The 23,885-nt window shown below is 43.4% G+C and carries 23 protein-coding genes; 6 read left to right on the plus strand and 17 right to left on the minus strand.

Translation table 11 applies throughout. The features are described from left to right. Positions 1 to 16: 16 nt before the first annotated feature. Complete coding sequence (locus MKY84_RS12860) at positions 17 to 796, minus strand: anti-sigma factor (protein WP_342526523.1); 780 nt, start codon at positions 794 to 796, stop codon at positions 17 to 19. Continuing rightward, positions 777 to 1,361 (minus strand): sigma-70 family RNA polymerase sigma factor, encoded by a 585-nt coding sequence (locus tag MKY84_RS12865; RefSeq protein WP_342526525.1) that lies wholly within the window; start codon positions 1,359 to 1,361, stop codon positions 777 to 779. Before MKY84_RS12865 ends, MKY84_RS12860 begins: the two co-directional genes overlap by 20 nt. Positions 1,362 to 1,528: 167 nt before the next feature. Here MKY84_RS12865 and MKY84_RS12870 point away from each other — a divergent pair, with 167 nt between their 5' ends. Continuing rightward, a complete protein-coding gene (locus MKY84_RS12870) occupies positions 1,529 to 2,137 on the plus strand; it encodes a hypothetical protein (RefSeq protein ID WP_342526528.1) in 609 nt (202 codons plus the stop codon). Between the two features lie 56 nt (positions 2,138 to 2,193). Continuing rightward, positions 2,194 to 2,358 (plus strand): hypothetical protein, encoded by a 165-nt coding sequence (locus MKY84_RS12875; RefSeq protein ID WP_342526529.1) that lies wholly within the window; start codon positions 2,194 to 2,196, stop codon positions 2,356 to 2,358. A 23-nt stretch (positions 2,359 to 2,381) separates the two neighbouring features. On the opposite strand, the gene MKY84_RS12880 is transcribed toward MKY84_RS12875, so the two are convergent. Both MKY84_RS12880 and MKY84_RS12885 read right to left on the minus strand, forming a co-directional pair. After that, complete coding sequence (locus MKY84_RS12880; protein ID WP_342526531.1) at positions 2,382 to 3,758, minus strand: MATE family efflux transporter; 1,377 nt, start codon at positions 3,756 to 3,758, stop codon at positions 2,382 to 2,384. Between the two features lie 139 nt (positions 3,759 to 3,897). After that, entirely contained in the window at positions 3,898 to 4,716 is an 819-nt protein-coding gene (locus tag MKY84_RS12885) for a LysM peptidoglycan-binding domain-containing protein (protein ID WP_342526533.1), read from the minus strand. A 271-nt stretch (positions 4,717 to 4,987) separates the two neighbouring features. Here MKY84_RS12885 and MKY84_RS12890 point away from each other — a divergent pair, with 271 nt between their 5' ends. After that, complete coding sequence (locus MKY84_RS12890; protein WP_342526535.1) at positions 4,988 to 5,740, plus strand: STAS domain-containing protein; 753 nt, start codon at positions 4,988 to 4,990, stop codon at positions 5,738 to 5,740. Between the two features lie 48 nt (positions 5,741 to 5,788). Here MKY84_RS12890 and MKY84_RS12895 read toward each other — a convergent pair whose 3' ends face one another. Together MKY84_RS12895 and MKY84_RS12900 are read right to left on the minus strand one after the other, a co-directional pair. After that, complete coding sequence (locus MKY84_RS12895) at positions 5,789 to 7,672, minus strand: alpha-E domain-containing protein (RefSeq protein ID WP_342526536.1); 1,884 nt, start codon at positions 7,670 to 7,672, stop codon at positions 5,789 to 5,791. After that, the gene (locus MKY84_RS12900; protein ID WP_342526537.1) at positions 7,665 to 9,116 is read right to left on the minus strand and encodes a circularly permuted type 2 ATP-grasp protein; all 1,452 of its coding nucleotides are present in this window, start codon (positions 9,114 to 9,116) and stop codon (positions 7,665 to 7,667) included. The genes MKY84_RS12895 and MKY84_RS12900 overlap by 8 nt, the downstream gene beginning before the upstream one ends. Before the next feature lie 167 nt (positions 9,117 to 9,283). On the opposite strand from MKY84_RS12900, the gene MKY84_RS12905 reads away from it, so the two are divergent. After that, entirely contained in the window at positions 9,284 to 10,816 is a 1,533-nt protein-coding gene (locus MKY84_RS12905; protein ID WP_342526538.1) for an FAD-dependent oxidoreductase, read from the plus strand. Between the two features lie 358 nt (positions 10,817 to 11,174). Here MKY84_RS12905 and MKY84_RS12910 read toward each other — a convergent pair whose 3' ends face one another. From MKY84_RS12910 to MKY84_RS12930, 5 genes are all read right to left on the minus strand, one after another. Next, positions 11,175 to 11,636, minus strand: a complete 462-nt coding sequence (locus MKY84_RS12910; RefSeq protein ID WP_342526539.1) for a hypothetical protein — start codon at positions 11,634 to 11,636, stop codon at positions 11,175 to 11,177. A gap of 353 nt (positions 11,637 to 11,989) precedes the next feature. Then, the gene (locus tag MKY84_RS12915; protein ID WP_342526540.1) at positions 11,990 to 12,862 is read right to left on the minus strand and encodes a nuclease-related domain-containing protein; all 873 of its coding nucleotides are present in this window, start codon (positions 12,860 to 12,862) and stop codon (positions 11,990 to 11,992) included. 126 nt (positions 12,863 to 12,988) lie between these two features. Beyond that, the gene (locus tag MKY84_RS12920; protein ID WP_342526542.1) at positions 12,989 to 13,249 is read right to left on the minus strand and encodes a hypothetical protein; all 261 of its coding nucleotides are present in this window, start codon (positions 13,247 to 13,249) and stop codon (positions 12,989 to 12,991) included. Between the two features lie 339 nt (positions 13,250 to 13,588). Then, entirely contained in the window at positions 13,589 to 15,151 is a 1,563-nt protein-coding gene (locus MKY84_RS12925; protein ID WP_342526543.1) for a flotillin family protein, read from the minus strand. Positions 15,152 to 15,163: 12 nt separating this feature from the next. Then, positions 15,164 to 15,694 (minus strand): hypothetical protein, encoded by a 531-nt coding sequence (locus MKY84_RS12930; RefSeq protein ID WP_342526544.1) that lies wholly within the window; start codon positions 15,692 to 15,694, stop codon positions 15,164 to 15,166. A gap of 163 nt (positions 15,695 to 15,857) precedes the next feature. Here MKY84_RS12930 and MKY84_RS12935 point away from each other — a divergent pair, with 163 nt between their 5' ends. Then, the gene (locus MKY84_RS12935) at positions 15,858 to 17,171 is read left to right on the plus strand and encodes a short-chain fatty acid transporter (RefSeq protein WP_342526545.1); all 1,314 of its coding nucleotides are present in this window, start codon (positions 15,858 to 15,860) and stop codon (positions 17,169 to 17,171) included. 96 nt (positions 17,172 to 17,267) lie between these two features. Then, the gene (gene nfsA, locus MKY84_RS12940; protein WP_342526546.1) at positions 17,268 to 17,999 is read left to right on the plus strand and encodes an oxygen-insensitive NADPH nitroreductase; all 732 of its coding nucleotides are present in this window, start codon (positions 17,268 to 17,270) and stop codon (positions 17,997 to 17,999) included. A gap of 50 nt (positions 18,000 to 18,049) precedes the next feature. Here nfsA and MKY84_RS12945 read toward each other — a convergent pair whose 3' ends face one another. The 6 genes from MKY84_RS12945 to MKY84_RS12970 form a co-directional block, all read right to left on the minus strand. Next, positions 18,050 to 18,244, minus strand: a complete 195-nt coding sequence (locus MKY84_RS12945) for a hypothetical protein (protein ID WP_342526548.1) — start codon at positions 18,242 to 18,244, stop codon at positions 18,050 to 18,052. Positions 18,245 to 18,352: 108 nt separating this feature from the next. Beyond that, a complete protein-coding gene (locus MKY84_RS12950) occupies positions 18,353 to 20,929 on the minus strand; it encodes an AAA family ATPase (RefSeq protein WP_342526550.1) in 2,577 nt (858 codons plus the stop codon). Beyond that, positions 20,926 to 22,263, minus strand: coding sequence for a methyltransferase domain-containing protein (locus tag MKY84_RS12955; RefSeq protein ID WP_342526552.1), 1,338 nt, complete (start codon positions 22,261 to 22,263; stop codon positions 20,926 to 20,928). The genes MKY84_RS12950 and MKY84_RS12955 overlap by 4 nt, the downstream gene beginning before the upstream one ends. Before the next feature lie 106 nt (positions 22,264 to 22,369). After that, positions 22,370 to 23,017, minus strand: a complete 648-nt coding sequence (locus MKY84_RS12960) for an SDR family oxidoreductase (protein WP_342526553.1) — start codon at positions 23,015 to 23,017, stop codon at positions 22,370 to 22,372. Positions 23,018 to 23,056: 39 nt separating this feature from the next. Then, positions 23,057 to 23,260 carry a hypothetical protein gene (locus tag MKY84_RS12965; RefSeq protein ID WP_342526554.1) on the minus strand — a complete coding sequence of 68 codons (204 nt, stop codon included), beginning with the start codon at positions 23,258 to 23,260 and terminating at the stop codon, positions 23,057 to 23,059. Positions 23,261 to 23,364: 104 nt separating this feature from the next. Further along, positions 23,365 to 23,871, minus strand: coding sequence for a VanZ family protein (locus MKY84_RS12970; RefSeq protein WP_342526556.1), 507 nt, complete (start codon positions 23,869 to 23,871; stop codon positions 23,365 to 23,367). Positions 23,872 to 23,885: the final 14 nt, after the last annotated feature.

Genomic DNA, 23,885 nt, shown 5'->3' on the forward strand with positions numbered 1-23,885 from the left:
GTGAACGGTAACCTGATTATTCATTTCCTGGAGCTGAAATAGCGGATGCTAGTAACACCTCTCCAAGAGGCGACTCACTATCTTTTGTTGGTTCATGAGAGACAGCGATTTGATCCCAAGAGAAATCTTGCCCAGCCGGAAGGGTATACACTACCGCTCCATCTGTCCCAGTTGATGTAAATGTTCCTGCACGATCTGGACCGTCTTCATCAATTAACCATACCTGGTACACTTCTTCATCTGATAACTCTGGAAGTGATGACGCTTGAACGACCACACGAATCTCGTCACCATTACGGACAATCGATGCGGTTCCCGACGAATCACCCTCTAAAGGTTGTAAATTCACTAGGGCAACCAATTGGTCGACAGTTTCACTTTGAGTTACCAAAGCTTGCTGCTGATCCTGTACCATCCAACCCAGATAGGCATTCCCTACTAATGATAGTACTAACGCAGCTGCTATCAATGGTATCCAACGAGCTGTCGTTTGCCGCCCGCTCTTTGTTGATTGTGGTTGTTGAAATGGTACAACTGTGTCTGACTGTACAGTTTCTTGCTCTGCCACTGAGGATGAATTGTCTAGAATGGAACCAAGTACTCGCTCCTTCATACCGATTGGTGGTTCGACCATCTCCGAGACGTAAGGAAGGTCTTCTGATAACATCTGCCACTCTGCCAATTCTTGTTGACACTCTGAACAGCCTTCTAGATGTTGTTCGAATCTTTCTTTTTCTTCCGCTGTCAATTGATCGTTAAAATAATCGATTGTTAAATCACATATCACTCGTTCCATCTGCAAATTCCCCCCTTTCCGGTTCTAATCGTTTACGTAGATGCTGCAAGGCTAAGCGAATCCTTCCCTTTACTGTTCCAAGTGGAATATCAAGGTCTTTGGAAATGCGATCTTGCGAATACCCATGAAAATAAAACAGCTCTACGATTTTTCTTTGATCTTCTTTTAAATGAGACATCGCCTCACGAATTCGTTCACTTTTTTCTTTCCATTCGACTGCTTGCTCTGGCGCATCATGAAGTGTATCATTCACACGCTCTGCATCTTTATCGAGTAATCCTACCTCTTGTTGCTTACTCGATTTTCGAATAAGGTCTAGACACCGATTGCGCGTCATCGTCAGTAGCCAGGAAGAAAATTTCCCCCGACTGGCATCAAATGTCGCATGGTCACGCCAAAGCTTAGAGAAGACATCTTGCACAACATCCTCTGCACGTTGTTTATCTTGCATCATACGATATGCAAAAGAGAAGACAAGACGTTCATATTTATTATAAAGCGTTTCTAACGCCTCAGAATCTTTTTCTAAAATTCTTTCATACAATTGTTCATCTGTAAAAGACACATACTTTCCCTCCCCTACTCCCAGTTACTTCTTATCATAACGGATAGTAGTAAGGCTTGCCTAACAATAAGATAACGAAATAATTTCTGAAATGGATCACTTTTTTCGTAAAACAGGTTTAACAATTAAAAGTAAGGTATGATGAAAAGAAAAATGAGGTGTCTCAAATGATTTTTATCGTAGTCTGGATCTTACTTGTAGCCTATGCGATTTTCTTTGCACCTGGACAGGGAAATAGCAGTGATCCCGTACTCACAGAAGTTTTTGCAGGCAATTGGGCAGCTATCGATCCGTTAGTCTTAACGGTTTTCAACTCTTTAGGGATATTCCCTTTAATCTTCTTAACACTTTTACTGCGAAATGATACAGAGCGCTGGCCGGCATGGCCATTTTCAATCGCTTCATTTGGACTAGGTGCTTTCGCGTTGCTTCCATACTTTGCATTTGGAAATCGACCACCCGAAAGAAAAATCAGAACGCCAAAATGGTTGCTTCGTATTTTAACTTCAAAGACTTGGTTGATTTTCTTGATTGTGATCACCGTCGCAAATCTTGTTACTTTAACAAACGGGGTATCTATAACTAGCTATGGTGCAGTTTTTCAACAATCCCATTTAGTTTCGGTCATGACAGTGGATTGGTTTGTGTTATGGGGCCTTTCCATTTATGCTGTCTATCACTATTATCCAGAAGCTCGCATGAAACCTTTAGCCTTCTTACCAATCGCTGGCCCGCCACTCGTGCTTCTAGTAAATGCAACACGCCTCAAAGTTTAACTTTTACACTGGCGGGGTATTGTCCAGTAAACACCTAAACTTGAGGAGGTATTCTAATGGATAATAACCGCCAGGAAGAAAAACACATCGAGGTTCGTCGAGAAGAAAAGACGGACAGCGGCTTAGTTGGCGCAACATTTATTAAGTATGCAGCTTACATCATTATTTTCTTTGGTATTCTTTGGTTCTTGATCTCATACGTTTTCCCGATGTTTAGCTAATTCGTAAACTAGAAAGCCGAGTCCTATAGCGACTCGGCTTCTTTTGTTTGTTCGGGCACATTGACAAGTGCGTAGCGTTTCCATGCTTTACTCTTCCAGCGGAATAACATGATTAAACCACGCGTCCATTCATCGATGGCAATGGCAGCCCAGACCCCTACTAATCCCCAATCTAAGATGAAGACAAAGAAGTACCCAAGCGGCAGACTGATTCCAATCATTGAAATAGCCCCCATTAAAACAGGGAACCTTGCATCTCCTGCTGCGCGAAGTGAATTAATAATAACTATGTTCAAAGTGCGTCCCGTTTCCAGCACCAAACCAAGAACAAGTACTTGCGCCGCTAGTTGAATGACTTCTGGATTGTCTGTAAAAATGGATACAATCGATTTGCGGAAGATCACAACAAGTGTCACTGCTGTAACGGTGAACGTCATGGCATAGCGTACACTTTTCCAAAGTTGCTGGTAAGCTTCTTCTGAACGACCAGCTCCCACAAAACGTCCTACGATGATCGCTGTTCCCATCCCAATGGCAATCGCAAATAAGTAAGTAAACATGGAAATATTATGCGCGTATTGGCGCGCGGCCAAAGCTTCTGCTCCGAGGTAAGTAATATAGAAAAGGAACACAATTTGAGCCGACTGATAAAGAATTTGTTCAAAAGCCGCAGGTAATCCAATTCGCAAGATCTTGCCCACGTAGTCTTTAGACCAGCTGACATAATCTCTCCACTTCACACGTACTTCCATCACTTGATAGAACAACCAGAAAAATACGAGCATTGCTAAGAAACGACTACCAATCGAAGAAATCGCGGCCCCTTCTACACCAAGTTCCGGAAAGCCGAATTTACCAAAAATCAAAACATAGTTACCGATAACATGGATAATGTTCATACCCAAGGATACGTACATCGTTTGTTTCGTCCACCCGTGCACACGAATTACTGCGGACAAAGAATTGATGATCGCTTGCAAAAAGATGGCTCCCCCTACTATCGATAAATAGCTTTGGGCGAAATCCAATACATCTCCTTGCAAATTCATCGCAACCATCATAGTTTTTGCAAAAACGAGGTAAACGATACTCAAAATAATTCCTATCACTAAATTTAAAGTGATCGATATAGCGGCTACTTTTGAGGCTTCTTTTATAAGTTTGGAACCTAAGAACTGCGCAACAACAATTGAGGCACCGGCTGCGACAACTTCTAATAGAAGAATGGCAATGTGAATGTATTGATTGGCGGCACCTACACCTGAAACCGCGTCATCTGATAACGAGCTCAGCATAAAGGTATCCACAATTCCCATTAACATAAATAAGAAGACCTCTAAAAAGATGGGCCACGTTAAATGAAAAAGGTTTAAATCACCTGTAGGTTTTGATTTTTTCACGGTATTCCTTCTTCCTAATTCAACATTTACTTAGCATAGCAAATATTTCGGAAAAGAAAAGAGTTGAAAAGGGTTACATGAAAAAAAATTTGCTTTTAAACGGAAAGAAAACCGCAAGCCGAAGCTCACGGTTCCTTCATTAATCTAAAATTTTAATAGTGATAGTTTGACGTCCCCAGTTCAAAGCATCTTGTTGCTCTGGCATGAAGAGATCAATTTTGTTTCCTTTAATAGCTCCACCCGTATCACCAGCTATTGCTTCTCCGTAACCTTCTACCCATACTTTAGAACCTAATGGGATAACTGAAGGATCGACTGCAATTACTTTTTGATTTGGATTGGCACGAAGGTCAATTCCTGTTGCTGTTGTACCTGAACATCCTTCACAATAAGCTGTATACGCTGTTGCTTCTACAGTCATTGTTTGTGCTGCCTCTACAGGAGCTTGTTCTACCGGTTGTGATTGCTGTGGTGCTGCTTGAGCTTGTTCAGTCTGCTGAGTTTCAACTGGTGCAGCAGCTTTTTGTTCTACTGGTGCTGCTTGTTGCTCAACAGGAGCTGAAACAGCTACTTGCTGCTCAACAGGTGCTGCTTTATAGTCAGTTCCCTCTACGAACAATTGTTGTTCTGGGAAAATAAGATCTGATGTTAAACCGTTCCAACCTTTAAGGTCAGCCACGGAAATATCATTCTTTTGTGCGATTTGGTATAGCGTATCGCCGCTAACCACTGTGTAAGTCTCAAATTCACCGACTTGTAATTCTTGCTGTGGGAAGATAAGAGTTGAGTTTAAGTTGTTCCACTCTTGAATATCTCCAACTGATACTTGATTTTGTTGTGCAATGGACCATAATGTGTCCCCGCTTTTAACTGTATAAGATTGTTCAGCTGCAGATGCGCCAGCCGCTCCAAATAATAAACCTGAAATAGCGGTTAGTGCAACGATTTGTTTTTTCATAAGTTAAAATTCCTCCTTTTCACTAACGACCCCTATCGTACCACCTACACATTGCAAAACGATGACAAGGAGATAGCCACAGACTATCAATTGCACGTCAGCAACATCTCGAAGATGACAGGCACACCACAACTATGACAAACAGATGACAGCCATGTCCCTCACCTAACAATAGCTCCTTAAGCCTAGATTCGAAGCCCTTTCACTTGTAATTCGCTACTCTTTTAAAGTTACGTTATACTATTTTCATAGATAAAAAGGAGAAATGTCCATGCCTATCGGTATTGAAAAGTTAGACACTGCCGTCTATAAAACATTAAATTTATTACCAGATGCCGCATTACTGGCAAACGCCTCGTTTGAAGTTCAGTGGATGAACGATGCTGCAGAAAAGCTACTTGATTTAGTGGCCCCCTACTATGGTTTACCTTCTAGCAAAGAAATGCTTGGTCATTCAATGGATTTCTTCCATAGAAAGCCTAGCCATAACCAAACCATAATGCATGCCTTAACGGACATGCATCGCATGCGTATCACATTAGCCGAGTCTATACATACGGACATTATCATTCTTACCGTAAAATTTGACGCTGCCGAGCCTCACTATCTAGTCATGCTAGCTGATGTGACAACCAAAGCAGAAGAAGATGAAAATCAACAACGACTCATTCGCCAGCTCTCTACGCCCATCATGAAAGTGTGGGACAATGCGATGGCCCTCCCTTTAATAGGAAGCTTTGATTGGCAGCGCTTTGATCGCATGGTGATTGCCGTATTAGAAGAATGTGCAAAAAACCGCTATGAATACGTGATATTAGATGTTTCTAAGATTGATGTCTCTGGTGATCAACAGAGCTATTCTTTCTTTCAGAAGTTAGCTGACTCTCTTCGTCTAATCGGCGCTCAGTGCGTCTTAGTTGGTGTAACGCCTCGACTTGCTATGGAAATAACTACTCTAGAACGTTCTCTTCTGATTTTTGGATCAACGTACGATGGTATCCGCTATATAAGTGAACAAAAATAAAAAACTATCCAGATACTGCACTCAACGTGCGGCACTGGATAGTTTTTATTATTCTCCTGAAAGAAGACTTACTGCAACTTTAACATCAATAGAGCTCGCCCCGCCGCGGTAAACACCTTGTACAGGACTCACATCATTATAGTCACGACCTACGCACATGCGGATATGATTTTCTAAAGCTTCCACATTGTTGGTCGGATCAAGCCCAACCCAGCCGATTCCTGGTATCATCACCTCTACCCACGCATGACTAGCAGCGTCCCCAACTAATGCGGAATCTTCACCTACGTATAGGTAACCACTCACATAGCGGGCAGGGATTTGTTTGGCACGCAATATGCCAAGCATGACATGGGCCATATCTTGACAAACCCCTCCACGTAATTCGAAGGAGTCACTTGCTGTTGTTGTAACATCTGTCGCATCCGGATCGTAACTGAAGGTATCGTATACATAGCGCATCACTTCAATCGCATATTGTACAGGGTTCGTCATTAGACCAATAGCACCGTCCACGCGCTCCATTTGCTTTACTGTCAAATACGTATAAGCTGTGTTGGCTAAGTAACCAGCATAGTGTTCTTGGAAAAGGTCTGAATGGAAAATGTCTTTCATTTCTGGTGAATAATCAATTTGCTGGATAAACGGGCTTCGTTGAATGCTGACTACCGATGTCGACTTGATTTCCAAGTGTTGATGATGTTCAGCAATGAAGAAGGTTTCTACGTTATTGCCCCAAATATCCGTATGTTCTTTCGTTAAAGACATCGGTGTGATATCCGTTCGGTAAGAAAGAAGGCGTTGACACTCATCAGAACGTGGCTTCAATCGAATCGAGTTCATACTTTGATCGACAACCGTCTCATACTCAAAGATGTTCGTGTGTTCAATTTTATACTTCATGGCAGTCTTTCTCCTCATTTCTGGTGGAAGCGATTGTTCTTGATGTTGTGAGAAAGTCGACGATGAAACAGGTTCTGTTAAATAGTAGGTCTTTGAGAATATTTGACCGATCTGATTACACTTGTCTTGGAAGGTGTTCAAGAAATTAATCGTTTCGTTTGTATCCAAATCTTGAATTTTCATTTGGTTAAATTCACGTCTTAGCGCATCCATTGCCTCATAAAGCTCTACAGAGTAATGGGCGACCTTGGCGTTCTCAAGAGCATCTACCGCTTCGCGGACGTGGTCCATACAGTAACGAATAGAACGCGGGAAGTCTTGATTGGTTATTAAGAAGGATAAGATTTTCGTCGGATCCATTTTGGGTGGATTCGACTTTAAATAGGCCTCATAACCGTTCACCATCCGCAGTGCGCTCGACCAATAATAGTAATCACTAGCCTCGTATTCTTTTTCCCGTGTTCGTGTCTGTTCACTCACGACATTTAAGATGCGTGCAGTTTTCTCGGCACGCTCTAGCCACTTCCCAATCTTCAACATATAGTATGCCACATCGCGTGACATTGCTGCTTCAATTATGCCTTGAGCCATATAAGAAGCCTGCTTGGTTTCATTGAAAAAATCACGCATTGTATGAATCGAGTAAGCACGGTCTGGAAGAGGATTGGCGGATAAATAAAATTGATTCCAAGCCTCAAACAGATCATTGGGAATGTAATCACGTGTTACACGAGCATTATCCCGTGCAATACGTACACAATTTAAAGCAGAGTTTGAATTTTCTTCCCCGTATGTTAAATACGAAATCAAATCCTCCACTCGGGTCTTCCCATCACTTTCTAGCTGCTTCAATTCTTCAGCAGTAGCACACACTTCAAATAAAATGTGGTAGTCTTCTTCTTGAAAAATGTCCTTATTTCCAGCTTCAAGCATCTGCGTCAAATGAACATGCATGATACGGGAGTGACTTTCCGATCGTTCGATGTTACGCGCCATCCAGTACAGCGCATCTGCTACACGACTAAGCATGCGCATTCCCCCCATTCTTCAAAATCCACGTATCTTTGGCACCGCCGCCTTGAGAGGAGTTGACGACGAGTGACCCTTGCTTGAGCGCCACACGTGATAAGCCACCCGGTAGGACATGTGTTGATTTGCCACGCATCACAAATACGCGTAGATCGACGTGGCATGGATAGAACTCTTCTCCTTGATACGCAGGAGCTCGTGAAAGTTGAATGGTCGGCTGCGCAATGTATTGATGAGGCGATTCTTGAATCTTCTGTTTGAAGATTTCAATCAGCTCTTGATCCGCCTGAGGCCCAATCAACATATCATAGCCGCCTGAAGCTCCCACATTTTTAATGACGAGCTCACGAATATTTTCTAAAACCCACTCGCGTGTTTCTTGTTCTTCTAACCGATAGGTCTTCACATTCGCAATAATCGGTTCTTCGTTCAAGTAAAACTTGATCATATCGGGAACATACGAATACATCGCCTTGTCATCCGCAACACCGTTACCGATAGCATTAAGTATAGCCACGTTACCTTTCTTATAAACATCTACTAGTCCCCTAACCCCCAACATGGAGTCTTCGCGGAAAGCGCTTGGGTCCAAGAAATTATCATCGATCCGACGATAAATGATATCAATTCGTTGAAGCCCACGAATGGTCTTCATATAAATATAGTCATCCTTCACTAGAAGGTCACGTCCCTCTGCTAAATGAATTCCCATTTGTTGGCCTAAAAATACATGATCATAATAGGCAGAGTTATACATCCCTGGCGTTAGTAGCACAGCAGTCGGGTTTTCCACTCCTGGTGGTGCATGATCAAGCATCGCTTCATGCATGTAAGTCAATTGATGTTCTAAGGTATGTACAGGCTCATCTGCAAAAAATTCAGGATACACTTGGCGCATTACATAGCGATTCTGGTAAACATAAGACATGCCTGAAGGATTGCGTAAGTTATCTTCTAAAACCATGTAATTTCCTTGGGCGTCACGAATTAAATCAATTCCCGCTAAAAATATATGATTGTCGAGTGGTACACGTACACCTTCTGCTTGTGCCTTATAATAGTAGGCATTTTTTTCAACAAGGTCACGCGGCACGAGTCCCTCTTGCAAAATCCGCCCCTCATGATAAATATCTTTTAAGAAACAATTCAGTGCTTCTGTTCGTTGCGCCATCCCCTTTTCAATCATCTTCCAATCGTCTGCGGGGATAATAATAGGAACGGAATCAAACGGCATCGTGCGTTCAGTACCTACATTTTGGTGATAGACAGTGAATGTAATTCCTTGGCGTAAAAATGACAGCTGTGCCAATTCGTGCTTTTCTTTCAGCGTAGATGGCTCTGTCTCTGCAAGCTTTGCATGGAAATTTTGATAATGTGGTTTCGGTGAAATTGTCTTATCAAACATTTCATCAAAGAATGGTTCTACTTTATAGTTTTTAAACACTTCATCGCCCCCAGTCGTCTTAATTTTCTGATTTCTACTTTAAGTTTACCATACCCTTAATTCGATTTTCCTACTCTAAAATTTTTTTAGCCTGTTTGAAATTTGTCTACTTGTTAAAAACTAGGGTACAGGATAGATAATGAGATTTTTTAGAAGGAGGAAATGATATGACACAGGATTTCACAAATGAACCCTCATCCTATTGGCTGGATGGACCGCAGATTCCTGAATTTGCAGCTCTCTCGAGTTCAATCAATACCGATATTGTAATTGTAGGTGGCGGTATTGTGGGGATTGTAGCTGCATACCTACTGCGCAATTCAGGTCGCGCTGTCACCGTTTTAGAAGGTGGTCGTTTATTGCACGGTACCACTGGTTTTACGACAGCCAAACTTTCTGTTCAGCATGGCTTGATCTACGATGAGCTTATTTCCACTTTCTCGGAGCAAGATGCACGAGCATACTACGAAGCGAATCGACAAGCGCTCGACTGGGTTAAAGAAAAAACTGAGGAGCATTCTATTGAGTGCGGTCTAGAAACACGTCCTGCTTATTTATATGCAGAATCTTCTAGTGGTGAACAAAAAATTGAAAAAGAATTTACTGCTTATGAAAAGTTAGGGATTCCTGGTGCATCCCTGACGAAGAAGACGGATTTACCTTTTCCTATACGAACAGCTCTTAAGCTAGAGAATCAACTTCAGTTTCACCCTGTCTATTTTTTAACAGCACTTGTTAAAGAAGCACAGGCGGCCGGAGTTAAATTTTATGAAAACTCACGCGCCAAAACTGTCCATCTTCCTAGTCAGGTCGAGTTGGTAAACGGTCATAAGGTAGAGGCCCAACACGTCCTCGTCACCAGCCATTTCCCATTCAACGATTTTGAAGGCCTGTATTTCTCTCGCATGAGGGTAGAAAGAAGTTACGCTATGACGCTGCGTGGCAATGTGCAGGAAGACATGGGCATGTATATCAATGTGGAGTCACCGACACGCTCAATCCGCACGGTGCTAGATGCTTCAGGAGAACGGTTGCTTCAAATTGGAGGCCAAGGACATATTTCTGGTCGTCACGAAGAAAACACACGAACCAATTACGCGAAGCTACGTGACTTTGCATCAAGTTATTACGGAACATCTGAAGTGACGCATAACTGGTCCTCTCAAGACCTGATGCCACTTGATCACTTACCTTATATTGGCCAAATGGTTACCGGGATGCCGAATGTATTTGTAGCGACTGGTTTTTCAAAGTGGGGTATGTCGAACGGAGTGGCTGCTGCCCACTTACTTGCAGACCTAGCTCTTGGTAAAGCCAATCCTTACGAAGAATTATTTTCGCCAACTCGCACAAAGCTACGTCCTAAAGGAATCGGCAACTTTATCAAAGACAATGCGGGTGTCGCAAAAGAGCTGATTAAAGGCAAAGTGACGGGAGCCGAAGCGTCGCTTGATGAGCTTGGCCTGGATGAAGGGAAACTTGTTCGGGTCGACGGACAGAAGCTTGCTGCTTATAAAGATCCGTCCGGAAATGTCACGTTTGTCAAACCTGCCTGCACACATATGGGTTGTGATGTCGCTTTCAATCAAGCGGAGCGGTCATGGGATTGCCCGTGCCACGGCTCACGATTCAGTTACCGGGGCGATATTTTAGAAGGACCCGCCACTGCCCCGCTTGAGCAAGTGCATCCGAAATCTTAGATGTGGAAGGCGTTCGCCCAGAAATGCTTCGGGAATCAAGCGTGCGCATAGAGGCGCTCTTTGCCTCTGTGTGTGCGGTTGATTTTCGAATGTATTTCTAACGCCTGGAACTCGATTCCATTTAGATGTGGAAGGCGTTCGCCCAGAAATGCTTCGGGAATCAAGCGTGCGCATAGAGGCGCTCTTTGCCTCTGTGTGTGCGGTTGATTTTCGAATGTATTTCTAACGCCTGGAACTCGATTCCATTTAGATGTGGAAGGCGTTCTAACGCCTGGAACTCGATTGCGTTAGATGTGGAAGGCGTCGATAAATTCCAACAAAAAAAGTGTAGCTCCTTTAGACCGGGAGCTACACTTTTTTAGTTGCGTCGAAAGCCTTCTTCTTTTAAGTACAAAATAGCGGCTTCTTGCGACTCGAAGCTGTCTTCCAAATTCAGACCATGGTAAATGTTCCATAATTCATCTTCTTGAAGAAGCTTCAACTCTGCACCGTCTTTAGTCGTCCAGATTTGTTCGCCGCCCGCTTCTTCTTCAACGGATTCTCTCGTTGACAGTAAAGCAATCGAATAGCGAATCATCTCTTTCATCTCATCTTCAGAGGCTTCCCGAATATTGACCAGTCCGCGATCGTCTGCTTCATAAGGACCGCCGTCTCCCACAAACACATAGCCGTTCCCGTTTGGATGTAGCTGCTGTACGACAATCGTCTTGTCGTATTGGCTCTCTTCAAAGTGGTAGTTTAGGCGTTTTAGAGAGATTGATTTTTTCGTAAGCTCTGGAAATGTCTCGATGATTGCTTGTTTTTGTTCAAATGTTAGCATAATGGACCTCTTTCTCGTATGGTTGTTTCGATGTAAGTAGTATAGCATACTTTGTGGGTGGCGTCGGGGGTTAGGGGGTGGTTTTTGGTGTGTGAAGGGCCTGTTGCTTGGGGGGTGAGCGAGCGTTCATGGGATGAAATCGGGATTTCATGAGACGCAAGCCGGCTTTCTTCGACATGCTGCATGGTTTCTTCGACATAATTGGATTTTAATGAGACCAAGTCGTTTTATGGAAACTAAACTCCCGGCCCCCACACAAAAATCCAGTCCCCACGAGAGACTGGTTCAAAGCAAGCACCAAAGATCTTCCTAGTAAGAACTTGAGACTCAAGCCCTTACTAGAAAGTTCAAGTTCATCTATGGTCAAGTTTAACCTCAAGCCATTTTACTTTAGATGGGCGATGCAGCGTGTATGTCCGGTTCTTTCTGTAAGCAGTACTTCTTACTTCACCTGATTTCACTAAATTCCCGAGTAGTCGTGAATATAAGGTCGGTAGAATTTGCTTTAAATCGTTCATTTGAAGAGTATCGCCTAGCAAGTCAAATAGCCCAAGAATATTCTCATTCACCATATGATTGTTTTTTACCCTGCATTTGGGACATACCCACGTTCTCACATGAAGGTTCATTGGAGAATAACAAGTTAGACAAAGTAACCCTCGGACCAATTCGGAAGGTGCAATCCCATACCTTTGACAGAGGTCTGGCTGATAGAAAGGGGTTGCTTTTGCCTTTAGGTTTTTCACAAGACTTCCCAAATGAACTTCTTGTTCTGGCAATTTCAATAATTGGCTTATGTAATAAGGTAATTGTTTTAAGAAAAGGATTTTGTGAGGAGAATTTGAAGGCGCTGCTTCAAGTACTGCTGAGCGATTGGTCCACACTATCACCGTGTATATTGGCAACTCAGATTTGCTAAGTAGCCTTTTGAAATGAAGTACGTTGCGATCCATCTGAGCAAATGGACAGTCCATTGCCATCACCTCCCCGTCAAGAGTACGTATCAATTGGGCAGGGTTCTGATTAAAGAAAATGTGTCCTTTAATATTTTTAACTTCAAGTATGAGAATGAATTGAGAGGTAAAGATGAGGTAATCGATTTGAATTGAAAAAGTATTGGGGATTTTAACATGGTAGTTGTGAAGAACGTAGGCTGGTAGCTGATGGAGAGCTTCTTGAAGATAGGAGGCGACATCCTTCTCCCCGCTCTCTCCGGCCTGTTTCATTGCAAGAGATTTCTTAATTTGCGGAAGTTTGATGTGACTGCTGGGCAGACGAGCTGCTAGATAGGTTAAAGCTGGCCGCTTTGGGTGAGTCGTATACAGTTTTATAAAAAATCCTCCTTTATCTTATTAGTCGTAATCCAAGTCCTCTTTAGTCATATACTTGCGCCATGAATTTCGCTGAAAATAAGTAGAAATTACAACAGACCAAAACATTAACAAGAACATATAAAGAACTACCACTAAATCATGGTTAGCAAAGTACCCGAATAGAATAATCGTGTAGATAACTGCAATTAGAAGGCTTTCACGAAGAAAATGTTTTAGACCATAGTGACTTTGCATGACAAACAAGATAATAGCTATGAGAAAAGGTAAGTGAAAGATCATCGACAGCCTCCTTACTTGGTATTTTTTTTCATTATAGGTGGAAGCTGTTTAAAACACAACTGATTTATTTGGGGAAGATCTTTCTAGGAAGGGCTTAAGCAATCGAAAGGTTTTCATGGTTTCTGCGAAGGATTAGGGTGAGCGCTCGTTCATCGGATGAAACTGGGATTTCATGAGACGAAAACCGATTTTCTTGGACATACCGCATGGTTTATTCGACATAATTGGATTTTAATGAGACGAAGTCATTTTATGGAAACTAAACACCCGGCCCCAACTCACTCCCTCACCCTCACTCCTACTAAAAACCCCCAGCCGACCTCGGCTGGGGGCAAATGATTAACTCTCGGATGAAGTTGGTTGCAGCGTCTTCTTCTCTTCGACAGCGGCTTCTGATTTCTCTGCAAACAAGCCGTCAGAGATTCGATCTAAGCTAGGGCGGATAGTCCCTTTGCCCGAATAGTTTTCGAGCATTTCTCTGACGTCAATTCCTGATGAGGCTTTCAACGTTTCTTGCAGGGTCGACATCAAGTTGGTTGCATAGGACGTCACCTTATTGGCGCCGCCTCCTTCACCACCGCCGGTATCGACCACTGTGATTTTATCAATGTTACCAAGTGGAGCCGCAATTTGTTTTGCGTATTCTGGCATCATGCGAACGATCATGTCGAGTACTGCGGCTTGACCATATTGCTCGAAAGCTTCCGCAATTTTGCGTTTCGCTTCGGCTTCCGCAAGACCTTTCAAACGGATGATGTCTGCTTCTGTCTCCCCTTGCGCGCGTTCTGAATCAGCTTTCGCTAGTCCATCCATACGCACTTTTTCAGCATCTGCTTTTGCACGTGCTTCGATAGAGTATTTCTCTGCATCGGCAGCCGCGATTTGGCGTGCTTTGTCAGCAGCCGCGTTTTGCTCGATAGCGTAGCGATCGGCATCCGCTTTCTTTTTGACCTCTGAATCGTACTGCTTCTCACGACGTAGAATTTCTTTTTCTTCTAACTCGATTTGCTTTTGACGCTCAATAATTTGAACCTGCATCTCTTGCTCCGTTACTTCTTGTTTGGCGCGTGCCGTCTCAAGTTCGTAAGCTTGGTCAGCCCGGGCTTTTGCAATATCTTGCTCGCGACGGTATTCCGCAACTTTCAACTGGTTGTCTTTTTCCGATTCGGCGATTTCTGTCGCTCGCTCGAGTTCTGCACGTTGAGCATCTTTAGAAGCTTCGGCACGCTTGATGCGCGTCTCTTTTTCCGCCTCTGCTGTTGCAATGTCTGCATCTCGTTTCACTTGAGCAATACGTGGTTTCCCTAAAGATTCCAAGTAGCCATTTTTGTCGCGAACATCTTTGATTGTAAAGGATACAATCACAAGACCCATTTTCGCTAAATCGTGGGACGCCACACGCTGCACTTCTTGTGAGAATTTGTCGCGGTTCTTATAGATTTCTTCCACAGTCATTGATCCTAAGATAGAACGTAAATGACCTTCTAACACTTCTTTGGCTTCATTTTCACGGTCATCTTTAGACTTACCAAGGAACTGCTCTGCTGCTGTGGCGATCTGAGGAATCGTTCCGCCAATTTTAATGATGGCCGTTCCATCTGCCATAACAGGTACACCCTGTTCCGTGTAGACTTCCGGAGTCGTTACTTCTAACTTGCTGGATAGTAGGCTAAGTGGTTCTGCTTGTTGGAAGACTGGTAATACGAAGGTACCCCCGCCTCGGATAATTTTGATTCGGTTCCCCGACTCATCCGTATGTACGGTCTTTGTGCCCAGGTAACTCCCTGTTACGATTAGCGCCTCATCTGGTCCTACTGTTTTGTACTTTGCGACATAGACACCGATGATTGTTAGTAAAACAAATCCAACTACAGCTAACACAATCCATAAATCCATTCCCATTTGTCTTTCCCCCTATAATTTGATTGGTTCGTATTCTTTGACGTAAAACGTCCCATCTTCCACTTCTACGACAAGTACAGTCTTTCCATAATCGATTTCTTCATTTTCAAGGCCCGTTGCTCGTTTAGCAAGATTCCCATTGACTGTCTCAAATAAGATTTCTCCGTACCCATCAGCCGGAATCGGAATAATCACTTTTGCAACCAACCCCGCAAGCGATTCATCCGTGTAGGCGAGTGATACTTCTGCAGAAGCCATTGGAAGTAGTACAAAGAAATAAATGACAATGTCGAGAATGAGCGCTAGTACACAGGCTGCGAGTAGCACGACCCAGCTGTTCCAAGCTGTGAACCATTCCAGCAACAATCCTGACGCCGAAGCTAAAGTGAAGAAAGCAAACACCAGCGTCGGATGCAAGAACGGGATTCCTTCGCCGATTGCTTCTGTGACGTCTCCAAAAAACAAGTACAAGAAAGTAGCCGCCGCCATTACAATCAATACAAAGAAATAGACTTGCTCCATTGAATAACCGAAAATCTCCATCGTTATCACCTGCCAAAATCCGTCATATTTAGTGGTCAACTACTATACGCACGATGTTTCAAAAAGTTTCAAATTTTCCGGGAAAATAATTCAACTCTAGAGAATAGTCTGAATTTAAGATATACTTCAATTTGTAAGCAAATTCATCTCAGAGGAGGTATTTATGAAAACCCTTACACGCTTGTCCAATCGTCTTATGGAAAGGTTCTTACCGGATCCATACATCTTCGTTGCACTACTTACTCTTATTGTTTTTTTATTAGGAATCGGGTTAACTGAAGCAGGTCCACTCGATATGGTGATCTACTGGGGAGATGGTTTCTGGGGATTATTGCTGTTCACTATGCAAATGGTCATTGTGTTGCTTGCCGGTCACGTCTTAGCCAGTAGCCCACCCATCAAACGCTTACTAAGTAAAATGGCAGGAATGGCCAAGACTCCTGGCGGTGCTATTATTCTTGTCACTGTCGTCTCACTTTTCGCAAGTTGGATCAACTGGGGCTTCGGTCTTGTCATTGGTGCCTTATTCGCAAAAGAAATTGCTAAGAAAGTGACAACGGTTGATTACCGTCTGTTAATTGCAAGTGCGTACTCAGGCTTTGTCATTTGGCACGGCGGATTAGCAGGGTCGATTCCATTATCCATCGCTACTGCTGACCATCCATTCGAAAGCATCATGGGTATCGTGCCAACAACTGAAACAATTTTCTCTACATATAACTTAGTAATTGTGGCTGCTCTTATCGTTACAATTCCTTTGTTAAATCGTTGGATGATGCCTAAGCCGGAAGATACGGTTACTGTCGATCCAGCTTTACTTGAAGACACAGTGATCGTTGAAAAGCCAACTGTAATCACTCCAGCATCTCGCATGGAAGATAGCTACTTGCTTTCAATCTTTGTAGGGGCTCTTGGACTCGTTTACTTGGGCTACCACTTCACGACAAAAGGTTTTGATCTAAACTTAAATATCGTTAACATGTTGTTTGTAATTTTAGGGATCATCATGCACGGCACACCACGTAGTTATTTGGCAGCTGTTAATAACGCTGTAAAAACTACTGGTGGTATTATCATCCAGTTCCCGTTTTATGCTGGGATCATGGGAATGATGGTTACGTCTGGACTAGCTGGAGTTATTTCAACAGCGGTCGTCAGTGTTTCGAACGAGCATACTTTCCACCTGTTCACGTTTTACGCAGCCGGAATCGTTAACTTCTTCGTACCTTCTGGTGGCGGTCAGTGGGCTGTACAAGCTCCAATCATGTTACAAGCCGCTTCTGAACTTGGCGTAGATTACTCTAAAACAGCTATGGCGATTGCTTGGGGCGATGCTTGGACCAACATGATTCAACCATTCTGGGCTCTACCAGCATTGGCAATTGCCGGTTTAAAAGCCAAAGACATCATGGGCTATTGTGTATTTGTATTAATTTTGAGTGGTATCGTCATCAGTCTTGGTTTATTCTTCTTCTAATTAGTTTAATTACGTGTTTCCGGTTGTTCCGGGAACACGTTTTTTTAGGACAATGCTAAGATGAAAGAGACTTTTAAAAAAGGGAGTGTTCAGCTAATGGTAGTAGAATTGATGAAAGCTCATGCGTCCGTACGTGACTACAAAGATCAACCGCTTACGAAAGAACAAGTCGTCGAGTTAGTGGCAGCTGCTCAAATGGCCGCCACTTCCCATTTTGTACAAGCTTACAGTATTGTTTGGGTCACTGATCCCGACAAACGTACGAAAATCGGAGAACTTTCAAGCAATGTGAATCAAATGGAGACTGCAGGTGCTGTGTTCCTACTATGCGCAGATTACCGTCGTCTTGAACATGCAAGTCAGATGCACGGAGAACCCATCGTCTATGATTTGGCGGAACAACTAATCGTAGCTGTTACCGATGTTGGCTTACTGGCACAAAATCTTGTCCTTGCAGCAGAGTCGAAAGGGTACGGAATTTGTTACATTGGTGGCGTTCGAAGCAATTTGGAGGAAATCAGTGAGCTGGCTCAGTTACCGAAGGGTGTATTCCCTGTTTACGGTTTAACTGTAGGGATTCCTAATGAACACAATGAAGTGAAACCACGTCTTCCAGTGGAAGCTATCCTTCATGAGAATACTTATGATGAAGAAAAGTATGCAACCTTGCTTCCCGCTTATGACGAAACTATCCAAGCGTACTACCAACGTCGCAGTTCCAATCAAAAGAGCACGACTTGGACAAAGCAGATGGCGGATTTCTTAAAAGCACCTCGCCGTGCGGAAATTACAGCGTTTTTGAAAAAACAAGGATACGAGATGAACTAAGACACATATAAAAAGCAGCTTGTCCGAGTAATTTCGGTGCAAGCTGCTTTTTATAAACGATAACGCAATGTTTCAAAGACAACCCGTATGTGGTTATCCAGTGTACTTACCGTCGTTTCCGTTGAGAAAAGATGAGACAGCATATAGACGATGCCGACAATCCCTAGAAAACCGATAACAAAATATACGCTAAGCGTGACAAATCCCTTCAAAATTCCCAAAAAATCGGACACCATACTGTTCATCATTTCACCTCTATCGTACGAATTGTTACTTTTAGTATATAGAAGAAATATTTCTATAGTGTTTCAGTACGTTTAAGAGTAGATTTCTTTACAGTATCAAACAGATTTTTACAAGCGAGGATCGACAGGATCTGACTCAATGGCGACCACACCAAGGACACATTCATGAATACGTTCTACCGACTCTTGATGAATGAGGCGGCGTATCCCTTCCAGGCCAAGTGCATATTCTTCTGACGCCTTATTCTGCTTCTTCTTAAGTTTGCGTTGCTTTAATTGCGTAAGTACATCTGGCTCTAAATAGTTCATACCATAAATAAGTCTTAAATATTCTTTTCCTCGCACTTTCATAGCAGGTTGTACGGATTCGCCTTTAGGAGTCCTTGCATTCCAGTCAAGTGGTTTCACAACAAACCCTTCTCCCCCAGCCTCTGTCAGCTCATGCCACCAATGAATCGTTTGTTTCACACTTTGCTCGTCGTTGATTAAGCGGTATTCGGTAGCCATAAATACGTCACTCGTATCTGATAATCGCTGACTCTGCTCCATATGCCAAGAATGAGGTTTCGAGGTAAGCAGTTCGTGTTGGTGGGCAAGAACATGGAATACGGCCACTTGAATGTCCATATGGCTATCTACCGACCAAATATACGGTTTGTATGCTTGTTGGAAAGCATGTGCGTCTTGTAAGCCCTGTTCCACTTGTTGCGACCAATCCGATACATCGACTGTTGCACCTTGCTGTAAGGCAGAGGCGATGGCATGTCTATCAAGAATTGCCGCATTGGCCACATGTGCGTATTCACTAGCAATCAGTTCTCCTGCTTTCACATTCCAAGGAATGATTTCTGCATCAAGAAGTATCCAATCCGTTGTAAATTCTGTGAAATAGCCTGCCTCCAACACTGCCGCATGGATACGATCATGCATGAATTGTTTAGTTTCTCCCTCAAAAAATTCCCGACCCGTGCGTGTCGTTGTGATAACTGTATCAGAAAACCCTGTCCATTTTTTAGCAGTCTGTTCATCTTTAAACAGCAGAATGACGGCCCGACTTCCCATATGTTTTTTTTCGACAATCAGCTCTGTGATTCCTAAGCGTTGGTAATAGGCAATCGCTTCTTCTGGATGCTCAAGATAGTCCTCTCGCTGAGACACAGGTGGTGGACTCATGGTTGGTGGTAGATAAACGAGCTGCTCCAATGGCAAAGTGGCGTGTGAAAAATGATCAAGAGCAGCCTTCACCTGTTGGTCTTTTATGCGAATAGCCCCGTCAGCAGTTTTTGCTGTGAAGCCGTTTAACCACTTCTGAATAGCAGGTGGTTTCAAGCGCTTTTCAAACCATTCATCGAGCGGATTGATGGCCGCCTGTGCATAATCCTGAGATTCCACTTGCACAATTTCTTTTGCTGGCAAACGGAAGGCGGTTAATTGGCCGCCAAACACTGCCCCTTGGTCAATATTGATGGTGCGTTGAATCTCAACAGGAACAGGTCGTGGATCGTGTCCCCAAATAACGAGCACTGGTAATTGATGAGCAATTGTCCAATCGCCTCGCTTTGGCTTTCCGTTTGGTTGCACGCCTACAACCGGACCATAGCGGCAGAAATCGGCAATCCTTGCAGAGTGACGTCCAATAAAGTCATCTCGAATGCCAGCGTGTACCGCAACTGCTAATGGAATTCCTTGTTCTTCAATCACATAATGAGACGGAGCTTCAAGCAGAAGTTTCTTCATACGCATTTTCAATTCTCGAACCGCGTCTTTTCCATGTAGTTTTTCGAATGCTTGAAACTCGGCTTCTACATCTTCATCTCCATGTGTAAGAGTGACCTTTCGACCATCAAGCCAGCGCGCAATCTTCCACCCGTGGTTGGAATCAATCATATAAGCCAAACCAGCCTCTATATGTTTTTCAAAGAATAGCATAGCGTCAAGGGACCGTGGTCCACGGCTCATGACATCTCCAAGAGATAAAATTTTGCGTCCTTCAGGATGTCGGTATAAATTGTCTTCTCCTTTTTGATAGCCGAGTTTATCAAGTAAGAGTAGCCATTCATCCATGCACCCATGAATATCGCCGATAACGTCTAAACCATCTCCGATAGGTAGTGTGTAAGGAGATGGTTGGCGAGTAACCATTTCAGTTCCAGTCGAGACAGTAAACAATTCATCGAACTCTTCTTGTTCAATCGAGCGCAACTCTCCTTTGAATTGTCTTACTTGTGATTGAATCCGGCGATTACCACGAGGATGTTCACGATGAAGATCACGGGCTTCTAACTCATCTTGTTTAACAGTAAACAGCATTCCCACAAATGGGAGATGGTAGCGATTCGCTAGTTTGCGGTAACGCTCACGATCTACAGCTGCCAAATTGGTTGCATCAATGATGACCAACTTTCCAAGTTTTAACCGCGCTTCTGTCAGCACTTCCATTAAATGAAATGCCTGGTCAGAAATTTGAGCATAGCTATCGCGAAGGTAGGCCTGTTTTTGTGGATTCTCATGAGTAGTTGCAGTAAAGGCTTGGCCACTCACTTGTAATCGACAAGCGTCCGAACTGATGACCTCATCAGCCGAGATTTGACGAGCGGCTATCCACTGTTTGAGTAGTGTAGATTTCCCACTGTTTGAGGGACCGATACAGAGTACGATACCAGCATAGGGCAGTTGTATAGTCACGAACGTGTCCACTCCTTTCGAGTAAAGATGGCGGCTTGTGTGGGGCAACCGTAGTGTGGATGCTCTTCGCCAATACCATAAAATGTGATGGTATAGATTTGATGGAGGTTCATGGTATGGCACCAAGATTCGAATTGTTCACGACTCCATTCGAAACGATGATCTTGATGACGTGTTGTCTCTAACTGGTAAACGGCATTGTATTCTCGGTTAGGTGTCGTCACAACTAAACGCTTCGGGAAGTAATCGTGCAAGATCATATTGAAAATCGTTGGCAATCGATGTTCTTCAATATGTTCAATCACTTCACAAAGCACAATAGCATCTTTGTCTTTCCACTGGGAATCGTAATAAAAAAGGGAACCCCAAACTGCTTCTGGAACGGAGCAACCAATACGATTCGTCAATGCTTCAAATCGTTTTTGTGCTTTCTTCAATGCTCTTGCAGATGGTTCTACCGCCCAAATGCTTTCCATACCCGGTACGTAGGCAAGACGTTCTGCAAGCTTCCCTTCACCTGCACCAAAATCGACTACTGAGCGTGCCCGCTGGACATCTAACTGCTCAGCAATCCACTCATAACGAGAATCATTTAATCGAACCTTGGTAGCATCCTGCTTTTGTTTAGGAATAAACTTTTCGATAAGCCCTGGGAACTTTAAATACTTTCGAATGATTTCATCACGAAGCGGGTGTGACTCTAGCCACTCTGCTCCATAGCGATTAAGTTTTTCAACTTGTTGTTCATCAATATAATGATGCGTTTCGGCATCTAAGACAGGAAGCAATACCCAAAGCTGACTCAGTAACACGCTCAGTGGTACAGTTCCCTGTAGATTTAAAAGAAATACAGATTTACGTGGTGTCTCTTGTAAGGTAGCGTCTTCCTGTGGATAGTCTAAGGTCACTGAATACCCAAGCGGTTCAAAGAGAGCTTCTACTTGTTGCTTTGAATAGGCAGTGGCGACGGGTCCAACTGTTACATCTAATGGGAATGCATAGTCCACCCACTCCGCCCATTCTTCTTTCACATTTCCATTCAAAGCTGTCCCTAGTGTGCTTCGAATCAAGGATAAAAATACAGCACTCGTCACTATATGACGATCATGTATGTAATGAGTGATATCCACTGGACTTTCTGCAGAAACTGTCCACGTCATCGGATCAGTCTCAATATACAGAAGCGCATCGACTTCTTCCTCAGTTGCTCGTAAGTAGGTGAAGCGCACGGCTTGTTTTTTTTCATGGCGTTCGTGTCGACGCCCAGGATGCTTAGCTAGAAGGTGAGTTAACTTCCCTGCGTTTGATCCTGATGTACGAATGCGTAACTGCATATGAGGGCGCCTCCTTTTTTTCTTTTAGTATAGCAGATGGCTGGGTATGATTTCCTTATAGAAAAAGCCAGTTCACAGACGAATTTGTCTGCAAACTGGCTAGTGATTAAATGCCGCTTTTTAATGCTGCTTCAATCGGGTGTTTTCCATTGACAAGCTCAATCGCTTTTTTAGATGTAGACGAATCATCCACGATATGCGCTAATGCGTGCGCCACATCGTTACGAGTAATTTCACCTGCTTCAGCGTCTTTACCCGCTGCATATTTACCTGTGGCTGCATCATCTGTTAAAGCACCAGGTCGTAAAATCGTCCAATCTAGAGAAGACTCTTCCACGTGGTGATCTGCATAATATTTAGCTACATAATAAGGTTTAATTTCGTCACTCCAAGTGCTACGATCGCCCACTCCAAAAGCACTTAACATCACATAGCGTTGCACGCCTGCCTGTTCTGCCGCTTCTACTGTTTTCACCGCTCCGTCTAAATCAATCAATAGTGTCATATCTTGGCCTGTTCCACCGCCGGATCCGGCTGCAAAGATAACAGCATCTTGCCCCTTCATGGCTTCAGCTAACTCATCAACTGATCCTTCCAAGTCTGCAATTACGCTAGTAATCCCTTTGTCTTCTAATTCTTTTTGTTGCTCTTCTTTTCGAACCATTGCAGTGACCTCATGATGTTCGTTCTTGTGTAGCGTGTTGACCAATTCATGGCCGACTTGCCCGTTTGCTCCGATTACGAATACTTTCATGTGAAATCTCTCCTTTTATATTCGATCTCACAGCAACAGTTAACAGCTCCAGCTTCTCTTTTTCGCTAGATGCGTCACCGACTTCTCCATGGCGATATAAGAGACGACGAGAATTCCAAGCGCCGTTAAAGGATGATTTAAGAAAGGAACCGTGGATTTCACAGTCACCCATAGACTCCCAAGCACTAGAAGAAAACCGCTCAATAGTCCCGTTCCATACAGAAGACTTTTTGTACATCTCATATCGTTCCCACCTTTGCTCCTACGCTACCATAGCGCATTGATCTGCGACAACTTAAAGGTCTTAGCTCTAGTAAAATAGCGTAAAAAAACCACTCACTATTCTATCAGTGAGTGGAGTGGTTACTAGACTTTGGGTAAAGATAGGTTCTAATAGGCACTAAAGCATGAACAATTCGGAAAGCCGTGTAACCAATCAATACACCTATCGTATTCAACAATAAATCATCGACGTCAAAACTTCCTACAGCCATAAACCACTGGGCTAGTTCTAAGCCTAAACTGAACAGGAAGCCAAAAAATAGTGTGAGCAATAGGGAGGGTTTTCTACGAAACAACAATGGAAACAGGATGCCAAACGGCAAAAATCCTAGTACATTCCCTGCTAGATTAGAGAGACGGACGGTCCAAGGAATTCTGGAGTCGCTCCAATACAAGCGTATCGTTTCAAACAAAGTAAAGTTATTCGTTGTCCATTCACTTGGCCGTTGTCGTTCAAAAATATTGGTCACTGCACTTTGCGCATCCATTTCTTTGAGCACGACCAGTTGCACAATGAGAGCGCAGTACCCAAGAAAGGTAAGCCATATAGCGCCGCGTGTAAGTGTTCGCATATAAGTTCTCCTAA

It is taken from the genome of Chryseomicrobium sp. FSL W7-1435 (assembly GCF_038595005.1).
In the GTDB taxonomy this organism is placed as follows: domain Bacteria; phylum Bacillota; class Bacilli; order Bacillales_A; family Planococcaceae; genus Chryseomicrobium.